The sequence below is a fragment of the Saccharothrix sp. AJ9571 genome (assembly GCF_021725495.1).
GTDB lineage: Bacteria > Actinomycetota > Actinomycetes > Mycobacteriales > Pseudonocardiaceae > Amycolatopsis > Amycolatopsis magusensis.
In genome coordinates, this window is record NZ_CP091382.1 from 9,815,391 (window position 1) to 9,835,023 (window position 19,633).

General features: G+C 71.0%; 21 protein-coding genes. 14 read left to right on the forward strand and 7 right to left on the reverse strand.

The window, feature by feature from the left end; genetic code table 11:
• Positions 1 to 18 precede the first annotated feature (18 nt).
• On the forward strand, positions 19 to 1,125 hold the full coding sequence (locus L3Q67_RS44710) for an endo-1,4-beta-xylanase (protein WP_499187431.1): 1,107 nt from the start codon (positions 19 to 21) through the stop codon (positions 1,123 to 1,125).
• On the opposite strand, the gene L3Q67_RS44715 is transcribed toward L3Q67_RS44710, so the two are convergent.
• The 3 genes from L3Q67_RS44715 to L3Q67_RS44725 all read right to left on the reverse strand — a co-directional run bounded on the left by L3Q67_RS44715 (position 1,089) and on the right by L3Q67_RS44725 (position 2,883).
• Positions 1,089 to 1,481, reverse strand: a complete 393-nt coding sequence (locus L3Q67_RS44715; protein ID WP_499187432.1) for an STAS domain-containing protein — start codon at positions 1,479 to 1,481, stop codon at positions 1,089 to 1,091. The two genes, L3Q67_RS44710 and L3Q67_RS44715, sit on opposite strands and share 37 nt — an antisense overlap.
• A 203-nt stretch (positions 1,482 to 1,684) precedes the next feature.
• On the reverse strand, positions 1,685 to 1,873 hold the full coding sequence (locus L3Q67_RS44720) for a DUF2795 domain-containing protein (RefSeq protein WP_499187433.1): 189 nt from the start codon (positions 1,871 to 1,873) through the stop codon (positions 1,685 to 1,687).
• A gap of 17 nt (positions 1,874 to 1,890) precedes the next feature.
• Complete coding sequence (locus L3Q67_RS44725) at positions 1,891 to 2,883, reverse strand: Rossmann-fold NAD(P)-binding domain-containing protein (protein ID WP_499187434.1); 993 nt, start codon at positions 2,881 to 2,883, stop codon at positions 1,891 to 1,893.
• Between the two features lie 136 nt (positions 2,884 to 3,019).
• Here L3Q67_RS44725 and L3Q67_RS44730 point away from each other — a divergent pair, with 136 nt between their 5' ends.
• From L3Q67_RS44730 to L3Q67_RS44750, 5 genes are all read left to right on the forward strand, one after another.
• Positions 3,020 to 3,361: a YciI family protein gene (locus L3Q67_RS44730; RefSeq protein ID WP_499187435.1), complete on the forward strand. Its 342-nt coding sequence runs from the start codon at positions 3,020 to 3,022 to the stop codon at positions 3,359 to 3,361.
• A 5-nt stretch (positions 3,362 to 3,366) separates the two neighbouring features.
• Positions 3,367 to 4,626, forward strand: a complete 1,260-nt coding sequence (locus tag L3Q67_RS44735) for an RNA polymerase sigma factor (RefSeq protein ID WP_499187436.1) — start codon at positions 3,367 to 3,369, stop codon at positions 4,624 to 4,626.
• A 10-nt stretch (positions 4,627 to 4,636) separates the two neighbouring features.
• A complete protein-coding gene (locus L3Q67_RS44740) occupies positions 4,637 to 5,620 on the forward strand; it encodes a glycosyltransferase (protein ID WP_499187437.1) in 984 nt (327 codons plus the stop codon).
• Positions 5,617 to 6,510 carry an aminoglycoside phosphotransferase family protein gene (locus tag L3Q67_RS44745; RefSeq protein ID WP_499187438.1) on the forward strand — a complete coding sequence of 298 codons (894 nt, stop codon included), beginning with the start codon at positions 5,617 to 5,619 and terminating at the stop codon, positions 6,508 to 6,510. Before L3Q67_RS44740 ends, L3Q67_RS44745 begins: the two co-directional genes overlap by 4 nt.
• A 408-nt stretch (positions 6,511 to 6,918) precedes the next feature.
• Entirely contained in the window at positions 6,919 to 7,503 is a 585-nt protein-coding gene (locus L3Q67_RS44750; RefSeq protein WP_499187439.1) for a DUF4232 domain-containing protein, read from the forward strand.
• Positions 7,504 to 7,506: 3 nt separating this feature from the next.
• On the opposite strand, the gene L3Q67_RS44755 is transcribed toward L3Q67_RS44750, so the two are convergent.
• From L3Q67_RS44755 to L3Q67_RS44765, 3 genes are read right to left on the reverse strand one after another with little or no spacing between them, the layout of a single operon-like run.
• Positions 7,507 to 8,025 (reverse strand): MOSC domain-containing protein, encoded by a 519-nt coding sequence (locus tag L3Q67_RS44755; RefSeq protein ID WP_499187440.1) that lies wholly within the window; start codon positions 8,023 to 8,025, stop codon positions 7,507 to 7,509.
• A gap of 4 nt (positions 8,026 to 8,029) precedes the next feature.
• Positions 8,030 to 8,254: a hypothetical protein gene (locus L3Q67_RS44760; protein ID WP_499187441.1), complete on the reverse strand. Its 225-nt coding sequence runs from the start codon at positions 8,252 to 8,254 to the stop codon at positions 8,030 to 8,032.
• A gap of 42 nt (positions 8,255 to 8,296) precedes the next feature.
• Positions 8,297 to 9,616, reverse strand: a complete 1,320-nt coding sequence (locus L3Q67_RS44765; RefSeq protein WP_499191794.1) for an MFS transporter — start codon at positions 9,614 to 9,616, stop codon at positions 8,297 to 8,299.
• Between the two features lie 236 nt (positions 9,617 to 9,852).
• On the opposite strand from L3Q67_RS44765, the gene L3Q67_RS44770 reads away from it, so the two are divergent.
• From L3Q67_RS44770 to L3Q67_RS44805, 8 genes are all read left to right on the forward strand, one after another.
• On the forward strand, positions 9,853 to 11,034 hold the full coding sequence (locus L3Q67_RS44770) for a cytochrome P450 family protein (protein ID WP_499187442.1): 1,182 nt from the start codon (positions 9,853 to 9,855) through the stop codon (positions 11,032 to 11,034).
• Entirely contained in the window at positions 11,028 to 11,693 is a 666-nt protein-coding gene (locus L3Q67_RS44775) for a TetR/AcrR family transcriptional regulator (protein WP_499187443.1), read from the forward strand. The genes L3Q67_RS44770 and L3Q67_RS44775 overlap by 7 nt, the downstream gene beginning before the upstream one ends.
• 140 nt (positions 11,694 to 11,833) lie before the next feature.
• Complete coding sequence (locus tag L3Q67_RS44780; RefSeq protein ID WP_499187444.1) at positions 11,834 to 12,493, forward strand: TetR/AcrR family transcriptional regulator; 660 nt, start codon at positions 11,834 to 11,836, stop codon at positions 12,491 to 12,493.
• Positions 12,490 to 12,687, forward strand: a complete 198-nt coding sequence (locus L3Q67_RS44785) for a ferredoxin (protein ID WP_209665062.1) — start codon at positions 12,490 to 12,492, stop codon at positions 12,685 to 12,687. Before L3Q67_RS44780 ends, L3Q67_RS44785 begins: the two co-directional genes overlap by 4 nt.
• Positions 12,684 to 13,868, forward strand: coding sequence for an NAD(P)/FAD-dependent oxidoreductase (locus L3Q67_RS44790; RefSeq protein ID WP_499187445.1), 1,185 nt, complete (start codon positions 12,684 to 12,686; stop codon positions 13,866 to 13,868). The genes L3Q67_RS44785 and L3Q67_RS44790 overlap by 4 nt, the downstream gene beginning before the upstream one ends.
• The gene (locus L3Q67_RS44795) at positions 13,865 to 15,055 is read left to right on the forward strand and encodes a cytochrome P450 (protein ID WP_499187446.1); all 1,191 of its coding nucleotides are present in this window, start codon (positions 13,865 to 13,867) and stop codon (positions 15,053 to 15,055) included. Before L3Q67_RS44790 ends, L3Q67_RS44795 begins: the two co-directional genes overlap by 4 nt.
• Positions 15,056 to 15,090: 35 nt before the next feature.
• Positions 15,091 to 16,905: a flavin-containing monooxygenase gene (locus L3Q67_RS44800; RefSeq protein WP_499187447.1), complete on the forward strand. Its 1,815-nt coding sequence runs from the start codon at positions 15,091 to 15,093 to the stop codon at positions 16,903 to 16,905.
• The gene (locus tag L3Q67_RS44805) at positions 16,902 to 18,422 is read left to right on the forward strand and encodes an outer membrane protein assembly factor BamB family protein (protein WP_499187448.1); all 1,521 of its coding nucleotides are present in this window, start codon (positions 16,902 to 16,904) and stop codon (positions 18,420 to 18,422) included. The genes L3Q67_RS44800 and L3Q67_RS44805 overlap by 4 nt, the downstream gene beginning before the upstream one ends.
• Here the strand turns inward: L3Q67_RS44805 and L3Q67_RS44810 are convergent, their stop codons facing one another.
• The gene (locus L3Q67_RS44810; RefSeq protein WP_499187449.1) at positions 18,423 to 19,592 is read right to left on the reverse strand and encodes an epoxide hydrolase family protein; all 1,170 of its coding nucleotides are present in this window, start codon (positions 19,590 to 19,592) and stop codon (positions 18,423 to 18,425) included.
• Positions 19,593 to 19,633: the final 41 nt, after the last annotated feature.

Here is a 19,633-nt window from a genome sequence, read left to right on the forward strand (position 1 = left end):
TTCGAGGAGCGAGTGCTGATGCAGCCGATTCGTCTGGTCACCGCCCTGTTGACGGCCGCGGCGCTGGTGGTCCCGCTGTCCGCCACGGCCTCGGCCGCCCCGCCCACGGCGGACCAGCACGCGAAGACCCTCCGGCAGGCGGCCCCGAAGAAGTTCCGCATCGGCAGCGCGGTGGCCGGCGGCGGGCACCACGAGACGATGCCCTACCCGGACCCGTTCACCGCCGACCGGCCCTACCGCGACCGGCTCGCCGCGGAGTTCAGCTCGGTGTCCCCGGAAAACCAGATGAAGTGGGAGTACCTCCACCCCGAACGCGACCGGTACGACTTCGCCGCCGCCGACGCGATCGTGCGGTTCGCCCAGCGGAACCACCAGGTCGTGCGCGGGCACACCCTGTTGTGGCACAGCCAGAACCCGGCTTGGCTGGAGCAGGGCGAATTCACTCCGGACGAACTGCGCGCGATCCTGCGCGACCACGTCCGCACGGTCGTCGGGCGCTACCAGGGACGCATCCAGCAATGGGATGTGGCCAACGAAATTTTCACCGAAACCGGGGAACTGCGCACCACGGACAACATCTGGCTGCGCGAACTCGGCCCCGGCATCATCGCCGACGTGTTCCGCTGGACGCACCAGGCCGATCCGCACGCGGAACTGTTCTTCAACGACTACGGCGTGGAAAGCGTGAACGCCAAGAGCGACGCCTACCTCGCGCTGATCCAGCAGTTACGCGCGCAGGGCGTACCCGTGCACGGCTTTTCCGCACAGGCGCACCTGAGCACCCGCTACGGGTTCCCGGCCGACCTCGAATCCAATCTCAAGCGCTTTTCCGCGCTGGGCCTGGAAACCGCGATCACCGAACTCGACGTGCGCATGGATCTGCCCGACGGCGGGGTACCCACCGCCGAGCAGCTCACCCAGCAGGCCGACTACTACCGGCGCACGCTCACCGCGTGCCTGAACGTCCGCGGCTGCGATTCCTTCACCATCTGGGGTTTCACCGACAAGTACTCGTGGGTGCCGGTGTTCTTCGAGGGCGAAGGCGCGGCGACGGTGATGTGGGAGGACTTCTCGCGCAAACCGGCCTACTACGCGCTGCGATCCGCCCTGGCCGACAAGCGCTGAAGCAGGGCGTCGCGGGCTTCTTCGGTCGTGTCGTAGCACCGGAAGTACTCGCGCAGTCCGCCGACTTCGAGCGCTCGGCGGACCGCGTGGGTCATCCGTGACAACGAGAGTTCGATGTCGGCCCGTGCGTTGGCCAGGCAACTCAAGCCCGCGCTGCCGAGGAAATTCACCCCGGACAGTTCGACCACCACCGCCCGCGGCGAATGTTCCCGGCGCAGGTCCTCGAAAGCGGCGGTGAGCAACGGCGCGGTGGCCATGTCGATGTCACCGGTGGGGGCGATCAAGCCGATCCCGTCCGTCAGCAGGGTCGTGCGGACGGACAGCGGCGGACCCGGGCGGTACACGGAAAAGTCCATGGAGGGAGCTCCCTGCGCTGATGTGGCGTGGCGTTGGGCAGACCGGGCGAACACCCGGCTGGGCTCCTGGCTGAACCTCACTCCCGAAGGTACGGTGCTTCGCCGGATCGGACAACCCGAGTCGCCGCGTGGTCACCGCTTCGGCGGGCCGACCGCAGGGGCCGGCCGGTGCGGGTTCACCCGCCCGGTCGACCCGGGTGCGCTCACCCGCCGATCTCCTTGCTGACACCGCTGGGGCCTTCGTACTCGCGGTCGGGGATGCCGCGCAGCGCCTCCAGAGTGCTGTCATCAGCGCCGTTGTCCTGCGCCGCCTTGATCAGGTCGTCCCGGCTCGCCGGGTAGTCCACGCCGGACAGGTGCTTCTGGACCTCGATGGGATTCGGCTTGCTCATGCTCACTCCTTGGTCGGTCAGTCGTCGTGCAACGGGGGCGTCGGGTGGCCACCGTCACCATGCAGGCCGGCGAGCAGTTCGCCGACCGCGTCCCAGGCACCCACCCGGGGTGTCCAGCCGAGCTCGTCCCTGGCGCGCCCGGTGTCCATCAGCGGCAGCCGGACGACGGTGTCGAACAGGCCGGGGTCGACCGGCACCGCGTGCAGCCGGAAGGCCGCCGCCACCATCGAACGCACCACCGCCCGCGGCACCCGGACCAGCGGCCTGCCCAGCGTCGACGCCAGCCCCCGCCCGTCCAGCGGCGGTTCGGCCGCCAGGTTGAACGCGCCCCGCACCGGTCGCAGCAGTGCGCGGCGCACGGCGTCACCCACATCGCTGGCGTGGATGACCTGCACGCGCAGTCCCGGCACGTCCGGGACGAACGGCAGCAACCGCGGGCGCAGCAGTTGCCCCGGCACGAGCGGGCCCGCGAACAGGCGCCGCTGCTCAGGAGCCGCCGGGCGCTGGAACACGAACCCCGGGCGCAGCCGCACCACCCGCATCGACGGGTGGTCCTGCTCGAAGGCGTCCAGGTAACGCTCCACATAGGACTTTTCGCGCGGGTAGGCGGCCCCGGGCCAGCCGTGGGTCGGCCAGCTCTCGTCCACCCGGTCGTCCACCGGTCCCGGCGCGTACGCCCCGATCGACGAGCTGTAGACCAGGTTCGGCACCCCGGCCCGCGCGGCCGCCTCGAACACCCGGATGGAGCCGAGCACGTTCGCCTGCCAGGTGATTTCCGGGAAGCGGGACGGCTGGAACTGCCAGGCCAGGTGGACCACCGCGTCGGCACCGGTGAAGTCCAGCTCGTCGGTGCGGATGTCGACCTCGGCGAACTCCGTCTTCGGCGGCCGCCACTCCGGCTCGCGCCGGGCGAGTCCGCGAACGGACTCCACCGACGGCTCCTGCGCGAGCGCCCGGATCACGGCCGTACCGAGGTTCCCGGTGGCACCGGTGACGACTACCTGGGACATGCCTTCCCGGTACCCGGCGCCCCCGCCCGCAAACGCCGGTGACCCGGCCGGGAAAAGTTTTTGGCTAGCCTGTCCATCCGGGCCCGGCCCGTTCGTGGTGAGGTCACCAACCCCGCTGAGGCTAAGGAGCCCGACCGTGAAGTACCTGATGCTGATCCACGCCGCCACCGACGTCACCGAGCCCGAATGCACGCCGGAGGACTGGATGGCCTACGACAAGCAGGTCCGCGACGCGGGCATCTTCGTCTCCGGGGAATCGCTGGCCGACCTGGTCACCGCGACCACCGTGCAGGTCGACCGCCAGGGCAAGCGGGCGGTGACCGACGGCCCGTTCGCCGAGACCCGCGAGGTGCTCGGCGGCTTCTACGTCATCGACGTGCCCGACCTCGACGTCGCACTGGACTGGGCCGCGCGCTGCCCCGGGTCCCGCGACGGCGGCGCCATCGTGGTGCGGCCGGTCGCCGACTTCGACAACTGACGGCGATGGGCGCGCCGGTGTCTTCCGTGTCCTCTGTGTCCTCCATCGAAGCCGTCTTCCGCGAGGAACACGGCAGACTGCTGGCCGCCCTCGTTCGCCGGTTCGGCGACCTCGACCTGGCCGAGGAGGTCACCTCCGAAGCCATCGAGGTCGCCTTGGCGCGCTGGCCGGTCGACGGGGTGCCGCCGAAACCGGGCGCCTGGCTGATGACCACGGCCCGCCGCCGCGCGGTCGACCGCCTCCGCCGCGACCGGACGCTGGCCGCGCGGGTGGCGGTGCTGCAGGTGGAAGCCGACCGGGCACCCGCACCCGAGGTGACCGGCGACGCCGAACTGCCGGACGAGCGGCTGCAGTTGTTCTTCACCTGCGCGCACCCCGCCCTGCCCGCCGAAGACCGCGCCGCGCTGACCCTGCGCTGCCTGGCGGGCCTGACCACGCCCGAGGTGGCGCGGGCTTTCCTGGTCCCGACCGCGACCATGGCGAAACGGATCGTGCGGGCGAAGAAGAAGATCCGCGAAGCCCGCATCCCGTTCCGCGTGCCCGGCGCGGACGAGTTGCCGGAACGGCTGCCCGGCGTGCTCCAGGTGGTGTATTCGATCTTCACCGAGGGGTACGCGGCCAGTTCCGGGCCGGACCTGCAACGGCTCGACCTCGCCGAGGAGGCGATCCGGCTGACCCGGATCCTGCACCGGCTGCTCCCCGCCGAACGCGAGGTCACCGGGCTGCTCGCGCTGGTGCTGCTGATCCACGCCCGGCGGGACGCGCGCACCGGCGCGGGCGGCGAGCCCGTGCTGCTCGACGAACAGGACCGCACCCGCTGGGACCACGCGATGATCGGCGAGGGCACCGCGCTGGTCCCCGTGGCGCTGAGCGGCGGGCCGCCGGGACCGTACGGCGTGCAGGCCGCGATCGCCGCGCTGCACGACGAAGCCGCGGACCTCGAGCACACCGACTGGCCGCAGATCGTCGCGCTGTACGACGTGCTGCAAACGCTTGCGCCCTCCCCGGTCGTGGCGTTGAACCGGGCGGCGGCGGTGGCCATGCGCGACGGGCCGCAAGCGGGTCTGGCGCTGCTGGACGAACTGTCCGCGGAACCGCTCCTGCGTGCCTACCACCCGTACCCCGCCGCCCGGGCCGATCTGCTGCACCGGCTCGGCAGGCTGTCCGAGGCGAGGGCCGAGTACCAGCGGGCGCTCGAACTGGCCGGGAGCGAGCCGGACCGCAAGCTCCTGCGGCGCAAACTGGAAGCGCTCGAAACCGCGTAGGTTCGACCGCATGCGCGTGCTCTTCGCCAGCCTGGCGTCCGTCGGTCACACCTATCCCCTGATCCCGCTCGCCACCGCCGTGCGGGCGGCCGGGCACGAGGTGCACTTCGCCGCCGGCGAGGCCGTGCACGCACCCCTGGCCGCGAACGGCTTGCGCCCGTTCCGGCCCGCCGACTCGTTCTACGAGATCTACGCCGAAGACCTGGCACCGGAACTGACGCGCCTGCGGCCGGATCTGGTGGTGCACGAATGGGGCCTGCCCGGCGCGGCGGCCGCCGCCGCGGCGGCCGGGATTCCCGGGATCTGGCACGGGTTCGGGCGGATGTTCCCGGCCGGGATCGGTCTCGAACGGCCCACCGGGGACGGGCGGCCGCACTTCGACATCTGCCCGCCTTCCCTGCAGGACCCGGATTTTCTCGCCACGGGGAATCGCATCCCGCTGCGGCCCGTGCCGTATTCGCCACCCGAGTCGTGGGAGGCACCCGTGAAACCGTTCGTCTACCTGACGCTGGGCACCGCGTTCGGCACCGTGGAACTGCTCACCACCGCACTCGACGGTCTGGCGGCCACGGGCGCACACGTCCTGGTCGCGACCGGGCGGCTGGCTCCCGAAGAACTCGGCGAGCTGCCGGACCACGTCACCGCGCGTTCCTGGATGCCGCAGGCGCAGGTGCTGCCGCACGCCGACGTGGTGGTGCACCACGGCGGGAGCGGGACCACGCTCGGCGCGCTCGGCGCCGGTGTCCCGCAACTGCTGCTGCCCCAGGGCGCCGACCAGTTCGCCAACGCCGACGCGATCGACGCCGCGGGCGCCGGTATCCGCACCGGGGAAACCGCCGAGGAGATCACCGCGAACGTCCGGAAGTTGCTGGAGCCCAAGGAAAACAGCTACCGCGAAGCCGCACGGGCGGTGGCCAGGGAAATCGCGGAACTGCCCTCACCCGAGGAAATCGTTCGGCGGCTGCCCGAACTGATTCCATACTGGAGCGCATGAAGACTTCGATCGTGCTCCCGGACTCGTCGCGCGCCCGCCTGCTGCAACGGTTCGGCGCCGCGGCCGCCGCGTGGTGCGACGATCTCGACGCGCTGATCGAAGACTTCGCGGACGGCTGGGGGCTGCGCCCGCTCGAACTGCTGCCCGCCGGCAGCAATTCGGTGGTGCTGCGGTGCGATTCCGAGGCACACGGCCAGGCCGTGCTGAAACTGACGCCGGACCCGGAGATCGCCAGGCAGGAAGCCACCGCGCTGCGTGGCTGGACCGGCGTGCGGCACGCGGTCGACCTGCTCGACGCCGACCCCGACCGTGGCGCGCTGCTGCTGGAATGGCTCCCCGAACCGGTGCGCCTGGTCGACGCCGAATGGTCGCTCGAAGAGGTCGTGCCGTTGCTGGCCGCACTGCGCGTGGCACCGCCGGACGGGGCTTCGCTGCCGTCGCTGGCCGACCGCGTGGAGTTCATCTTCGACCTGACGGACGGCCGCGCCTCGGAGTTGCCGCCGCTCGACTTCCTGCCGAGGCTGCTCGCCGAAGGCCGCGCCGCCTGCCGTGACCTGGCTCAAGGCGGCACTCCGGGCCTGGTGCACGGAGATCTGCACGCGGGCAACGTGGTGCGCGCGGGGCACGGCCGCGGCCTGGTCGCCATCGACCCGCGCCCGTGCCTGGGTGACCAGACGCTCGACCTGGTCGATTGGGCACTGGACGGCACCACGGACGAGCGAACCGCGCGCGAACGCGTGGACCTGTTGAGCGACGGGATCCCCGGCGTCGACCGGGTTCGGCTGTGGGCGTGGTGCCGGGGGCTGGCGGTGGCCATCGGCGTCAGCCTGCTGCGGCTGCGGCCGGACGATCCGTGGGGCAGCTTCATGCTCCGGTGGGCACGCGGATAAACCCGTTGCCCGCCCGAGTCCCACACTCAGGAAGCCGAACCCCACGTTCCCGAAGCCGAGTCCCACACTCAGGAGGCCGATTTCCCCGTTCGCGGGCCCGAACCCCACATTCGGCCCGGGCAGCCACCGGGTAAGCGCGGCCACCGCCCTGGCCTCGAATGCGGGGCCGGACGTAACACTCAGGCCCGCGAACGGGGAACTCGGCTACCCGAACGCGGGTTTCGGCTGCACGAACGTGGAACTCGGCTGCACGAACGTGGGACTCGGCTGCGGTCGAATCGGCAGCTGCCGCTCCCCAGGTTGCGAAACCTTGACGAACTTCATCCAATAGAGGGTGAGAAGCAACCGGATCGGGTGGTCACGCATCTTAAGAAGAGAGCTCCGAGGAGACAACGAGGAGGAACGGCCATGAGCCAGCAGCCGACCAGGACCCGTGCACTCCGGCGGATCACCTTGACCGCGGCAGCGCTCGGTGCGACTTCGGCACTGACCGCGTGCGGCACCGCGGCCCCACCCGAAGTGTCCACTGTGGATGCTCAGCCGGTGGCGATGACCGGTGCGCAGGCCGGGGACGGCCTCTGCAAGGCGGCTTCGCTCGACCTCGGCCTGATCCCGGACGAGGGTGGGGCGGGCATGAACAAGAAGCACCTGAACCTGCGGTTCACCAACAAGTCCGGGACGGCCTGCTCGCTCCAGGGCAGCCCCGGAGTGTCCTTCGTGGCCGGTGACGACGGGCACCAGCTCGGCGAACCGGCCGAGCGCGTGCCCGCCGACCAGGGCACCCTCGTCCGGATCGTTGCGGGTGGGTACGCCCAGAGCCCGCTGACCGTGGTCAACGCCGGGGTGTACGACGAAGCCGAGTGCCGGCCCGCCCTTTCGCGCGGCCTGCGGGTCTACGCGCCGGGGGACACCGCGGCCATGTTCGTGCCCTTCGAGCAGGACGCCTGCACGGTCGCCGGGCAGCACCAGCTCTCCGCCGACGTCGTCCGCTAGGGCCTACGAGGACAGAACGCTCAGCGAGGCGGGTCCGAGGCGAAGCAAGCCGTCATCGAGCGGTTCGCAGCGGATTCCGCCTCGCGAGCGCAGACCGCGAAAGGCGCCGGGGGCGAGCACGACGTCCATCCAGGCACACGGGTGGGCCGGGCGGTGCGCGCGGAACCGGACCGGGCCGTCGCCCGAATCGAGGCAGAAGACCGTGCCGCGGGCCAGGCCGTCGACCTCGAACCCGCGCAGGGCGATGTTCCGGCGGGTGAGGTGCGGGTCCGGCGCGGCGGGCAGGCCGAGCGCGCCGGCCAGGTGGTCGAGCGATCCGGCGTCGAAGACGGTGACGGCGGCCTGCCGGTGCGCGGGGTGGTTGAAGTAGCGGTCACCGGTCAGGCCGAGGCCCGCGCGCACGGTGACCCGCTCGCGCCCCGCCGGTTCCGGGTCGGGTCGCGGGCCGTCCGCGGGCCTGCCTTCGAAGGCGTGGCGCGAAGACACCAGCAACGCGACGATCTCCACCGGGTACGAGAGCACGCGATCACTGCCCGCGCATCGACCGCCGGATCTCGTCCAGTTTGGACTTCGCGGCTTCGTCGCGGTCGGCCAGTTTCTTGTCCAGCGACTCGACGGTCTCCTCGCCACCCAGCCCGGCCAGCTCGGTCGCGCCGTCCGCGGTGGCGGAGCGCTTCTCGATCTTGTCGCGGACGAAGTCGAAGTTCGGCACCCCGGCGCTGGTGTAGTCGCCTTCCGGTGGCTCGGTCATCGGCTGTTCCCCTCTGCTTTCCCCGGCACTTCTCCCCCGACACTAGCCCTGTCGCGGGCGCCGCGGGATGAAGCAGGCGATGAACGCCGCGACCAGCGCCGCGCCCGCACCGATCGCGAGCACCACGCGGAACCCGGTGGGCGAGGGCACCTCGGCCGGACCGAAGGGCACGGTCAGCTGCGAGAGCACCACCCCGGCCACCGCGCTGCACACCGACGTGCCGATCGAGCGCATCAGCGTGTTGAGGCTGTTGGCCGCCGCGGTCTCGGTCACCGGCACCGCCGACATGATCAGCGCCGGCATCGCGCCGTAGGCCAGGCCGATGCCCGCGCCGATCAGGCTGGAGACCACCACCAGCTGCCAGATCTCGCTCATCAGCACCAGGTTGAGCCCGTACCCGGCGGCCACCACCAGCGCCCCGCCGATCAGCGTGGTGCGCGGGCCGCTGAGCCGGGTGATCCGCGCCGAGACCGGGGCCATCGCCATCATCACCAGCCCGGACGGCGCGAGCACCAGGCCGACCACCACCATCGGCTGCCCGAGGCCGTGCCCGGTCCCGGCGGGCAGCTGAAGCAACTGCGGCAGCACCAGCGACATCGCGAACATCGAGAAGCCGAAGACCACCGACGCGAGGTTGGTCAGCGCGACCGGGCGACGGGACGAGGTCCGCAGGTCGACCAGTGGTTCCCGGATCCGCAGTTCCCACCGGACCCAGGCCAGCAGCACCACCGCCGCGCCGCCGAGCAGGCCGAGGGTCAGCCCGCTGCCCCAGCCCCACTCCGCGCCCTTCGACACCGCGAGCAGCAGGCACAGCAGCACGATCGCCAACCCGATCGCGCCGACGAAGTCGAACCGGCCGCCCGAGCGGACCGCCGACTCCGGCACCACCGCCACCACCAGCGCGGTCGCGAGCACGCCGAGTGCCGCGGCGACCCAGAACAACACGTGCCAGTCCACGCTTTCCGCCAGCAGGGTCGCCAGTGGCAGGCCCAGCGCCCCGCCGACGCCGAGCGAGGCGCTCATCAGCGCGGTGGCCGAGCCGAGCCGTTCGGCGGGGAGTTCGTCACGCATGATGCTGATGCCGAGCGGGATCACCCCGGACGCCAGGCCCTGGAGCACGCGCGCCACCACCAGCGGCGCCAAGCTGGTGCTCAGCGCGGCGAGCACCGAACCGGCGACCAGCAGGCCGAGGCTGATCAGCAGCATCCGGCGCTTGCCGTACATGTCGCCGAGCCTGCCCATGGTCGGCGTGGCGACCGCGGCGGCGAGCAGGGTCGCGGTGATCGCCCAGGCGGTGTCGGCCGGGGTGGACCCGAGCAGGCCCGGCAGCACGGGCACCAGCGGGATGACGACCGTCTGCATCAGCGCGACGGTCACGCCGCCGAAGGCCAGCACGGCGACCACGAGGTTCGGCCGGCGGGCGGGCGTCGGCACGGCGGCCGGACCAGGCGAAGCGGGCGTGGTGGATACGGACGCCACGAGGCGGCCTCCCGGGGACTCGGCGGATCGCACCAGGATTAAAGCAGGCGCTTGACTTAGTATAATGTGTCCGGTTTGACTGACCGGCAACCCCCGAGCGAATCCCAGGAGGACACCCGGTGCTGGACTACCCCATCCCGAACCCGGCCCCGCTCGACCCACCGGCCGAGTGGGCGGACCTGCGCACCGGTTGTCCCGTGGCGGACGTGCGCCTGCCCAGTGGGGATCGCGCCGCGCTGCTCACCCGCTACGCCGACGTCAAGCAGGTGCTGGCCGATCCGCGGTTCACCCGCCAGCTCAACGCCCCGGACGCGGCCCGGCTCACCGACAGCGAATCGGGCGGGGTGTTCAACGCCGACATGGCCGCGCGCATCCCCGACTCCGGCGAAGACCACCAGCGCTGGCGCCAGCAGGTCGGCCGGTGGTTCACCGTGAAGCGGATGACCGCGCTGCGCCCGGGCATGGTGGAGATGGCCGACCGGCTGATCGACGACATGGTGGCGAGCGGCGCCCCGGCGGACCTCAAGGCGGCACTGGGTTTCCCGCTGCCGGTGTGGGTCATCTGCGACCTGCTCGGCGTACCCGATTCCGACCGCGAGAAGTTCGCCTACTGGTCGGACACCCTGCTGAACCTGACCCGCTACACCGAGCAGGAGATCGCCGCCGCGCAGGCCGAGTTCGTCGCGTACATGGGCGCGCACGTGGCCGCGACCCGCGAAGCACCCGGTGACGACCTGCTCAGCGCGCTGATCACCGGCGGGGAGCTGTCCGAGGCGGAACTGGTGGCGACCGGGCAGGCGCTGCTGGTCGCCGGGCACGAGACCACGGCGAACATGATCGGCAAGATGGTGGGCATGCTGCTGGCCGACCGCTCCCACTGGGAACGGCTGCTGGCCGATCCGTCGCTGGTGCGCTCGGCGGTCGAGGAGGTGCTGCGGTTCGACGCCAACCCCGGACTCGGGATGCCGCGCTACATCACCGAGGACGCCGAGATCGGCGAGGCGGTGCTCCCGCGCGGCACCACGGTGATTTGCAGCATGGGCGCGGCCAACCGCGACGAGACGGCGTTCACCGCGGCGGCCGAGATGGACCTGGGCCGCAAACCCAACCCGCACCTGGCCTTCGGCGCGGGCGCGCACTCCTGCCTCGGCCAGGCGCTGGCGCGCACCGAACTGCAAGTGGTGCTCGAAGTGCTGCTGCGCAGGCTGCCCGGATTGACCCTCGCGGTGGCCCCCGAGGACCTCGAACGCGTCGAGGGACTCGTGGTCGGGGGCCTGCGGACCGTCCCTGTACGGTGGTGATCGTGGTGACCGATGTCGGCAGGACCCCCAGGGCCGCGCAGGTCGGTGCCACCAGGCAGCAGATCCTGAGCACGGCGGAACGGCTGTTCGCCGAGCAGGGCCTGTACGCGGTGTCCAACCGCCAGATCAGCGCCGCCGCCGGGCAGGGCAACAACGCCGCCGTCGGTTACCACTTCGGCACCAAGGCCGATCTCGTCCGGGCGATCATGCGACGGCACTCCGGTCCGATCGAGGCGCTGCGCATGGAGATGGCCGCCGCCGTCGAGGGCTCTCGCGAAGTGCGGGACTGGGTGGCGTGCCTGGTCCGGCCGATCACCACGCACCTGGCCTCCTTCGAGGGCGAGTCGTGGTACGCGCGGTTCAGCGCGCAGGTGATGACCGACCCGGCGTTCCGGCCCATCATGGCCGAGGAGTCGCTGGCCACCCCGTCGCTGCAGCTGGTGGTGAGCAACTTCCGCCAGTGCCCGCCGGATCTGCCCGACGAGGTGCGGGCCGAACGCGGGGACATGCTGCGCACGCTCATGGTGCACGTGGTCGCCGAACGCGAACGGGCCCTCGCCGAGGGCACCGCCACCCCGCGCGCCACCTGGGACGAGGCCGCCACCGGCCTGATCGACGCCATCACCGGCCTCTGGACCGCCCCCATCACCCGCCCGTAGGGCCGACACTCTGTTACAGCACGCAGGTGCGTTGTCACAGAGTGGTCTCCGACGTAAAAGTAAGTCAGTCGCTTGACTCAAGCTCGCGAAGTCGGTTAGCTGTTTTCCAGAAGGCAGCCGGCGGAGTGAGGAGGCACGCGGTGGCCCGCGACGCAGTGAGCACCCGCGAGTCCATCCTCACCGCGGCGGAGCGGTTGTTCGCCGAGCACGGGGTCACCGCGGTGTCCCACCGCCAGATCGGCGAAGCGGCGGGGCAGGGCAACAACTTCGCCGTCGGCTACCACTTCGGCGATCGGGTCGGGCTGGTGCGGGCGATCCTGCGGCGGCACACCGAACCGATCGAGCGGACGCGGACCCGGATGGTCGAGCAGGCGGGCGAAAGCGGGGCAACCCGCGACTGGATCGCTTGCCTGGTAAGGCCGTTCACCGAGCACATGGCGGAGTTGGGCAGTCCCACCTGGTTCGCCCGCTTCGGCGAACAGGTGATGACCGATCCGGTGCTGCGGCAGGTCGTGGTCGACGACGCGCTGGCGGACGAGTCGATCCGCCGGGTGCTCGCCGGGCTCAACCGCTGCCTGCCCGCGCTGCCGGTGCCGGTGCACCTGGAACGCGGCGACATGGCCAGGCACCTGATCACCCACCGCTGCGCCGGGCGCGAACGCGCGCTCGCCGAAGGCACCGAAGCCCAGTGCACCTGGGCGCACACCGCCACCGGCCTGATCGACGCGATCACCGGCCTGTGGACGGCGCCGGTCACCCCGATCGGCGCCCGGAACCCCGTGAGGAAGGACGAGACGTGAAGATCACCGTCGACGAGGACAAGTGCTGCGGCGCCGGTTCGTGCGTGCTGGCCGCGCCGGACGTGTTCGACCAGCGTGACGAGGACGGCGTGGTGGTCCTGCTGGACGCCGAGCCCGCCGAGCACCTGCGGACCGCGGTGCGGGAAGCCGCCGACGTCTGCCCGGCCGCCGCGATCGCGCTGAGCGAGGCGTGAGCGGTCCGGCGGGCGTACTCGTCGTCGGCGCGTCCGCTGCCGGGCTGGCCACCGCGGAAGCCCTGCGCCGCAAGGGTTACACCGGCGAGCTGACGTTGCTGGGCGACGAGCCGCACGTGCCGTACGACCGGCCGCCGCTGTCGAAGCAGGTCCTCGCCGGAGCGTGGCAACCGGAACGCGCGCACCTGCGCACCCGCGAAGTCCTCGACGCACTCGACGCGCGGCTCGTGCTCGGTGACGAGGCCGTCTCGCTGGACGTGGCGAACCGCACCGTGCACACCGCGGCCGGGCGCGCGCTGTCCGCCGACGCGGTCGTGCTGGCCACCGGCGTCCGCCCGCGCACGCTGCCCGGGCAGGAAGGCCTGCGTGGCGTGCACGTCTTGCGGTCGCTGGACGACGCACTCGCGTTGCGCGGCGACCTGCTCGCCACGCGAAGACTGCTGGTCGTCGGCGACGGCGTGCTCGGCGCCGAAATCGCCGCCACCGCCCGGGGCCTCGGTGTGGAGGTGGTGCTGACCGGACCGCAGGCCGCGCCACTGGCCGCCCAGCTCGGACCGCTGGTTTCCGGGCTGCTGGCCGAACTGCACGCGGAGAACGGCGTGAAGCTGCGCCTCTGTGCCGGGGTCGACGAGCTCACCGCCGCGGACGGCCGGGTCACCGGCTCGCGCCTGAGCACCGGCGAGGTGCTGGAAGCCGATCTCGCCGTGGTCGCGCTCGGAGCGGTTCCCTGCACGGGTTGGCTGGAGGACAGCGGGCTGGTGCTGGGCAACGGCGTCGTGTGCGACTCCCGGTGCCGTGCCGCCGACGGCGTCTACGCCGCCGGTGATGTGGCGCGCTGGCACCACGAGCGCTTCGGCTCCTTGCTGCGCCTGGAAAACCGCACCAACGCCACCGAGCAGGCGGGGGCCGTGGCCGCCAACATCCTCGGCGCCGACCAGCCGTACACGCCGATCCCCTACTTCTGGACCGACCAGTTCGACGCCAAGCTGCAAATCCACGGGGTGCTCGCGCCCGACGCCCAGGTCAGCGTGGTCGAAGGCGACCCGGCCGCCCGCCGCTTCGTCGCCCGCTACGACCGCCACGGCAGGCCCGTCGGCGTCCTCGGCTGGAACATGCCGAAGCAAGCCCGGCTGCACCGGCAGCAGCACCTCGCCGCACCCACTACCGGAGGAACCGCATGACCACCACGACGCCGGAGTACCCGATGGCCAGGGCCGCGGGCTGCCCGTTCGACCCGCCGCCGGAGCTGCGCGAACTCCAGCGGGAGACCCCGCTGACCCGCGTCCGGCTGTGGGACGGCAGCACGCCGTGGCTGGTCACCCGCTACGCCGACCAGCGCGCCGTGCTCACCGATCCCCGGGTCAGCGCCGACATGACCCACCCGACCTACCCGCGCCAGGCCGCCGGTGGCGGCACGCTCAGCTTCATCGGGATGGACGACCCCGAGCACGCCCGGCTGCGGCGCATGGTCGGTTCCGCCTTCGCGGTGAAGAAGGTCGCCGCGATGCGCCCGATGGTCCAGCAGATCGTCGACGACGCGCTCGACGAGTTCCTCGGCGGCCCGAAGCCCGCGGACCTGGTGGAGGGCTTCGCGCTGCCGGTGCCGTCGCTGGTCATCTGCGAGCTGCTCGACGTGCCCTACGCCGACCACGGTTTCTTCCAGGACAACAGCAAGACGATGATCAACCGCGACTCCACCCCGGAGCAGCGGGCCGAAGCGTCGGGCAACCTGGGCCGGTACCTCGGCGCCCTGATCGCGTCCAAAATGGACAATCCGGGGGACGACCTGCTGTCACGGCTGTGCGAGCGCATCAAGGCCGAGGAGCTGAGCATCGAGCAGGCCACCGCGATGGCCGTGCTGCTGCTCATCGCCGGGCACGAGACCACGGCGAACATGATCGCGCTGAGCACCCTGCTCCTGCTGCGCAACCCCGATCAGCTCAAGCTGCTGCGCGAAGCCGACGACCCCGCCGTGGCCTCGCGGACGGTCGAGGAGATGCTGCGCTACCTCAACATCACCCACGGCGGGCGCCGCCGGGTCGCGCTGGAGGACCTCGAAGTCGCCGGGCAACTGATCCGCAAGGGCGAGGGACTGGTGCTGCCCAACGAGATCGCCAACCGCGACGCCGACGCCTTCCCCGACCCGGACCGGCTCGACATCACCCGCGAGGCCCGCCACCACGTCGCCTTCGGCTTCGGCGTGCACCAGTGCCTCGGCCAGCCGCTGGCCCGGCTGGAACTCGAAATCGTCTACCGCACGCTCTACCGCCGCGCGCCGGAACTGGCGCTGGCCACCGACTTCGAGAACATCCCGTTCAAGCACGACGGTTTCGTCTACGGCGTCTACGAACTCCCCGTCACCTGGTAGTTACCTCCCTCCCACCACGCAGCAGGAAGGCAGTCATGACCACCCCGAACCAGCAGGTCCCGCTCGCCGAGGACCTGGGCTTCGACCCCGAAGAACTGCGCGCCAGATACCGGGCCGAGCGCGAGCGCCGGATCCGGCCGGACGGCAACGCGCAGTACCAGCGGCCGGAGGGGGCGTTCGGCTCCTACGCCGCGGACCCGCACGCCGATCCGGACTTCCACCGGGAACCGCTGCACGACCGGGTGGACGCCATCGTCGTCGGCGGCGGGTTCGGCGGTCTGCTCGCCGGGGCGCGGCTGCGCCAGGCCGGGGTCGACCGGATCCGGCTGATCGACGACGGTGCGGACTTCGGCGGTACCTGGTACTGGAACCGCTACCCCGGCATCCACTGCGACATCGAGTCCTACGTGTACCTCCCGCTGCTCGAAGAGGTCGGCTACGTGCCGAAGTGGAAGTACGCGCCGGGTGAGGAGATCCGGGAGCACTCGCGGGCCATCGCCAGGAAGTTCGACCTCTACCGCGACGCCTGCTTCCAGACCAGGGTGACTTCGCTGCGCTGGCACGACGAGGACGAGGAATGGCAGGTGGAAACCGATCGCGGTGACCACCTGCGCGCGCGGTACGTGGTGGTCTCCAGCGGCACGCTCAGCACCCCGAAGCTGCCCGGCATCCCCGGTATCGAAACCTTCACCGGGCACACCTTCCACACCAGCCGCTGGGACTACGCCTACACCGGCGGTGACGCGAACGGCGGGCTGACCGGGCTCGCCGACAAGAAGGTGGCCGTGATCGGCACCGGCGCGACCGCCATCCAGGTCGTCCCGCACCTCGGCCGCGACACCGAGCACCTGTACGTGTTCCAGCGCACGCCGTCCACAGTGGACGTACGCGCGAACCGCCCGACGGACCGGGAGTGGGCGGCTTCGCTGGAGCCGGGCTGGCAGCGCAAGCGCCGGGACAACTTCCTGGAGGTGGTCACCGGCAGGCCCGCGGAAGAGGACCTGGTCGCCGACGGCTGGACCGGCAGCGCGCAGTTGCTGCAGAAGCTCATCCCGAGTGACTCCTACCCGGACCTGTCGCCGGAGCAGCGCGAGCGGGTGGACGAGATCGTCGACTTCCAGAAGATGAACGAACTGCGTGCCAGGGTGGACTCGCTCGTCGAGGACCCGTCGACCGCCGAACTGCTGAAGCCCTGGTACCGCTACATGTGCAAGCGGCCCACGTTCAGCGACGACTACCTGCAGACCTTCAACCGGCCCAACGTCACCCTGGTGGACACCGCCGATCACGGCGGGGTGGAGCGGATCACCGAGCGCGCGGTGGTGGTCGGCGGCCGGGAGTACGAAGTGGACTGCATCGTCTTCGCCACCGGCTTCCAGGTCGGCATTTCCGGGGTGCTGTCGGGGAAGCTGCCGGTGCACGGGCGTGGCGGCATCTCGATCTTCGAGCACTGGGGCAGCGGGCCGCGGACGCTGCACGGCTTCTACAGCCACAAATTCCCCAACCTGTTCCACCTCGGGCCGCTGCAGAACGCGGCCTCGGTGAACTTCGTGCACATCCTCGACGAGCAGGCGACGCACATCGGCGAGGTGGTCGCCGAAGCACGGCGACGCGGGATCCGTTGCGTGGAGCCGAGTTCGCAGGCCGAGAGCGAATGGGTGACCACGATCGAGGAGAAGTCGGTGGACGAGTACAAGTTCCACGCCGAATGCACCCCCGGCTACTACAACAACGAAGGCATGCCGCACCCGCGCCGGTTCTCCTTCGGTGACGGGCCGGTGGCGTTCCACCAGGTGCTGCGGGACTGGCGGGCGAGCCGCATGGACGACGTGCTGGCGGACGCCGAATGAGCGCCGGCCGTCAGCTGACCCCGCCCGGCAGGCTGCCCGGCTCGAACGGCGTGTCGTTCGGGCCGGACGGGCGGCTGTACGTGGCGCAGTTCCTCGCCGGGCAGATCAGTGCGGTCGACCTGGCCTCCGGGGACATCGAGGTGGTGGTGCCGCCGGGCGGGCCGATCGAATCGCCGGACGACCTGGCCTTCGGCGCGGACGGTTCGATGTATGTCACCGACCTGGTGCCCGGCCGGGTGTGGCGGCGCGATCCCCTGGGCGAGTACCGGCTGGTGTCGGACGAACTGCGGCTGCCCAACGGCATCACCTGTGTCGGCGACCGGCTGTTCGTCAACGAGATGAGCTTCGACGGCCGGGTCGCCGAGCTGACCGGTGGCGAGCTGCGTGTGCTGACCGGCGGGCTGGCCATGGGCAACGCCATGCAACTCGGCCCGGACGGGTGTCTCTACTACCCGCACATGCTGACCGGCCAGGTCTTCCGGATCTCGCCCGACGGTGGTGAGCCGGAACTGGTCGCCGCGGACGTGCACGAGCCGGTCGCCGTCCGCTTCGACCTGGACGGCACGCTGCTGGTGCTGTCCCGCGGTGAGGCGGGCATCGTCACGCGGATCGACCTGGCCGGTGGCGGCGCGCGTTCGCTGGTCACCAGCGGGGTGGTGGGCCTGGACAACGCGGCGTTCGACGCGGAGAACCGGATGTTCGTCTCCAGCTACGCCAGTGGTGGCATCGCGGAACTGCACCCGGACGGCCGGACCCGCCAGGTGGTCGACCCGGGCTTCGACGGCCCGTACGGCGTGACGGTCGACTTCGGTGGCCGGGTGTACGCGGGGGACCACTACCGCCTGGCCACCCCGGACGCCACGGTCCTCGGCGGGGTGCGGACGCAGGCCCTGATGATCTTCACCCACGGCGTCGTGGCCGACGGCGAGCTGCTGCACCTGACCTCGCAATACGGCGAGGTGCGGACGTACAACCCGGCCACCGGCGAATCCCGTTCACGCGCCGGCGGCCTCGCCCGTCCCCAGGGCATCGCCGTCCGGGACGACGGCGCCCTGGTCGTCGCCGAAACAGACGCGGGCCGCATCCTGCTGATCGATGCCGCGGACGAGGTGAGCGTGCTGGCGGAGAACCTGACCCACCCCGTCGATGTGGCTCTGGACGCCTCGCGACACTGCTACTTCAGCGACGACCACGACGGCGCCGTCTACCGGATCGACGACGGCGAAGCAGTTCCGATCGCCACCGATCTGGGTGCTCCCCAAGGCCTCACCGTGCGCGGTGACGAGCTCTGCACCATCGAAACCACCCATCAGCGACTACGCGCGATCTCGCTCACCACCGGCGCAGTCCGTACGGAGGCCGAAAACCTGCCCACCACCCCACCGGAATCCACGCCCCGAGCCCTCTTCAGCCACGGCATGCCCGGCACCCCGCTCCCCTTCGCCGGTCTCACCACCGCCCCCGACGGCTCGCTGCACCTGACCGCCTCCGGCACCATCCTCCGCTTCGACCCCTGATCAGGGCAGCCGATGGGCGGCCAGCACCGCCGCGAGACCTTCTTGCAGATCGTTGACGAAGTACTCGGGAACCTCCAGCGACGGGAAGTGTCCCCCGGATTCGGGGGACCTCCACCGGACGATCTGCCGGTACCGCTCCTGCGCCCAGGCACGCGGGTACTTCTCGATGTCGCGGGGATACGTGGTGATCGCCGCCGGGACGTCGACCCGGAGTTCGGGGTCGAGCGCGTTGTGGCTTTCGTAGTAGATGCGGGCCGACGAGGCGCCGGTCCGCGTCAGCCAGTACAGGGTGACGTCGTCGAGAACGCGATCCCGGGAAATCGTCTCGAACGGGCTGTCCTCGGTGTCCGACCATTCGGCGAACTTGTCGAGGATCCAGGCGAGGAGCCCGACCGGTGAGTCGACGAGCGAATAGCCGATGGTCTGCGGCCGGGTCGCCTGCTGCTTCGCGTACGCCGCGCGGTGACGCCAGAAATGGTGGGTTTCCTCGGCCCACTCGCGCTCCAGTGCCGTCAGCCCGTCCGTGGTCGCCCCCGGCAGACCCTGCGCGAACGTGGTGTGGATGCCGAGAACGTGCTCCGGGAACCGGCCGCCGAGGACCGTGGTGATATTGCCTCCCCAGTCGCCGCCGTGGGCGAGGAACTTGCGGTAACCCAGCCTTCCCATCAGTTCCACCCAGGCGGCCGCGATCTTTTCGGTTCCCCACCCGGTGGTGGCCGGCTTGTCGCTGTAGCCGAAGCCCGGGAGCGAGGGAACCACGACGTGGAACGCGGGCGCGTCCGTGTTTTCCGGGTCTGCCAACTCGTCCACCACGTCGATGAATTCGGCGATGCTGCCCGGCCAGCCGTGGGTCAAGATCAGCGGCGTGGCGTCCGCCCGCGCGGATCGGCGGTGCAGGAAGTGGATTCCCAGCTCGTCGATGGTGGTGCGGAACTGGCCGATGCGGTCGAGGCGCTCTTCGAACGATCGCCAGTCATACCCGGTGCGCCAGTAGTCCACGACCTCGGCGAGGTCGGCGAGAGGAACGCCCTGGTCCCATCGGCGGGGGTCGGGCCCGGCGCGATGGACCGTTTCGGCCTCCGGTAGCCGCGCCGCGGCCAATCGCGCGCGCAGATCGTCGAGGTCAGCGTCTGTCGCGTGGGCTTCGAATGCTTGAACGCTCCTGGGCATGAGACCTCCTGGCATCGTGGAACCGGCTAAGACGGTTCTAG